Origin of the sequence: Kitasatospora sp. NPDC058218, from assembly GCF_042882445.1 — a bacterium.
Lineage (GTDB): Bacteria > Actinomycetota > Actinomycetes > Streptomycetales > Streptomycetaceae > Kitasatospora.
Genome location: NZ_JBHVWC010000157.1, coordinates 1 through 2,503, shown reverse-complemented (window position 1 = coordinate 2,503; position 2,503 = coordinate 1). Strand labels below are relative to the sequence as shown.

Here is a 2,503-nt window from a genome sequence, read left to right as displayed (position 1 = left end):
GCCGTCCCGGTCACCAGATCCGGGTGCGGCTGCCCCTCGGCGAGGGCGGCGAGTGCCTCGCGGTTGAACACGACGGCCCGGTGGGGGAACTTCGGTTTGTGTTCCAGTGCGGCCGCGATGTCCCGTTCGTCGGTGTCGGGGTGTTCGGTGATCCAGGTGTGCAGTCGGCGGGCCTGGTCGCGTAGGGCGTCCTCGCTCTTCGCCGACAGTGGCCACATCGCCGGCAGCTCGGATCCGGAGCCCGTTTCGTCGGAGGCCTCGACGGTTTCGGCTGCCGGGGGCTCCTCCAGGATGACGTGCGCGTTGGTCCCGCTGATACCGAACGACGACACGGCGGCGCGGCGCGGGCGCCCGTCCGGGGTCTGCCAGGGACGACTCTCGGTGAGCAGGGACACCGCGCCGGCGGTCCAGTCCACCTGGGGCGTGGGCTCGTCGACGTGCAGGGTCTTCGGCAGCTCGCCGTGCTGCATCGCCATGACCATCTTGATGATCCCGGCGACGCCCGCCGCGGCCTGGGTGTGGCCGATGTTGGACTTCAACGACCCGAGCCACAGGGGCCGTTCGGCCGGACGCCCCTGCCCGTAGGTGGCGAGCAGGGCCTGCGCCTCGATCGGGTCGCCGAGCGGCGTGCCGGTGCCGTGCGCCTCCACGGCGTCCACGTCGGCGGAGTCCAGGCGGGCGTTGGCCAGGGCGGCCCGGATCACCCGCTGCTGGGCCGGGCCGTTGGGCGCGGTGAGCTGGCTGCTGGCGCCGTCCTGGTTGACGGCCGTGCCGCGCACGACCGCCAGGATCGGGTGCCCGTTGCGCTGCGCGTCCGAGAGTCGTTCGAGGAGGAGCAGTCCGACGCCCTCGCCCCACCCGGTGCCGTCCGCCGCCGCCGCGAAGGCCTTGCAGCGGCCGTCCGCCGACAGTCCGCGCTGCCGGCTGAACTCCGTGAACAGACCGGGGGTGGCGATGACCGTGGCCCCGCCGGCCAGCGCCAGCGAGCACTCGCCGTTGCGCAGCGCCTGCGCCGCCGAGTGCAGCGCGACCAGCGAGGACGAGCAGGCCGTATCCACGGTGACCGCCGGGCCCTCGAAGCCGAAGGTGTACGACACCCGGCCGGACGCGACGCTGCCGGCGCTGCCGGTGCCGACGTACCCCTCGAACTCCTCGGGCGCCTTCGGGAAAAGCAGCCGGGCGCCGTAGTCGGCGTACATGATGCCGGTGAACACGCCGGTGCGGCTGCCGCGCAGGGCTGCCGGGTCGAGGCCGGCGCTCTCGACGGCCTCCCACGCGGTCTCCAGCAGCAGCCGCTGCTGCGGGTCGATGGCCAGCGCCTCGCGCGGCGAGATCCCGAAGAACTCGGGGTCGAACGCGGCCGCGTCGTACAGGAACCCGCCCTCCCGGGCGTAGGAGGTGCCGGGCCGGGCCGGGTCCGGGTCGTAGAGCCCCTCGACGTCCCAGCCGCGGTCGGTCGGGAATCCGCCGATGGCGTCCCGGCCGCCGGCGACCAGGCGCCACAGCTCCTCGGGGGAGCTCACGCCGCCCGGGTAGCGGCAGGCCATGCCGACGATCGCGATCGGCTCGCGGGAGGCGGCGATGATCTGCCGGTTCTCCTGGCGCAGCCGCTCGGTTTCCCTGAGGGACGCCCGGAGCGCCTCGACGACTTGTTCGGTGGAGGTGGTGGTCATCGCAGCTTGGTCCTCACGCGTTGTCATTGAGCGCCATGGCCACGAGGGCGGCCGCATCGAGAGTTTCGATCATGTCGATTTGGTCGCTCTTCTGCGGTTCTGAAGCCGGGCTTTCCCCGTGCTCGGTGGTGGTCCCGGTGAGCTGGAGCAGCGCCTCCAGCAGGCCTGCCTCGCGCAGCCGTGCCAGCGGGATCCCGGCGATGGCGCGGCGCACGGCCGCGTCGGGGTCCTCCTCCGGCGTGAACAGCTCGTACAGGCGGTCCGCGACCGCCGCGGGGGTCGGGTAGTCGAAGATCGTCGTGGCCGGCAGCCGAAGCCCGGTCTCGGCGATCAGGCGGTTGCGCAGTTCGACGGCGGTCAGCGAGTCGAAGCCGAGGTCGAGGAAGCCCTTGCCGATCTCGACCGCCGAGCCGTCGACGTGTCCGAGGACGTCGGCCACCAGGCCGCGCACCAGGTCGAGCAGGGCGGTCCGCCGCTCCTCCTCGGGGAGCGCGCCGAAGTGGTCGGCCGGCGATCCCGCGCCGCCGCCGGTCGCGGCCGCCCGGCGGGCCGGTGTGCGGACCAGGCCGCGCAGCACCGCCGGGAGTACCGCCAGGCCGCGCAGCGCCGTCGTGTCCAGCCGGACGGCCACCGGGGTCGTCAGGTCGAGCCCGGCGTCGAACAGCGCCAGGCCGTCCTCGGCACTGATCGGCAGGATGCCGCTGCGGCCGAGCCGGTGCTGGTCCGCCCGGTCGCTCATGCCGCCTTGGGTGTTCCAGAGTCCCCAGGCGTAGGAGGTGGTGGGTTGTCCGTTGGTGCGGCGGTGGGTGGCGAGGGCGTCGAGGTAGGCG

1 protein-coding gene and 1 pseudogene are annotated in these 2,503 nt (G+C 73.5%); both read right to left on the bottom strand.

What is annotated here, in order from left to right:
• On the bottom strand, positions 1-1,673 hold a 1,673-nt coding region (locus ACFVYI_RS42360; protein WP_387895453.1), incomplete at its 3' end, for a type I polyketide synthase.
• Positions 1,674-1,926: 253 nt separating this feature from the next.
• Positions 1,927-2,067, bottom strand: a pseudogene (locus tag ACFVYI_RS42355) (acyl carrier protein); the annotation flags it as partial.
• Positions 2,068-2,503: the final 436 nt, after the last annotated feature.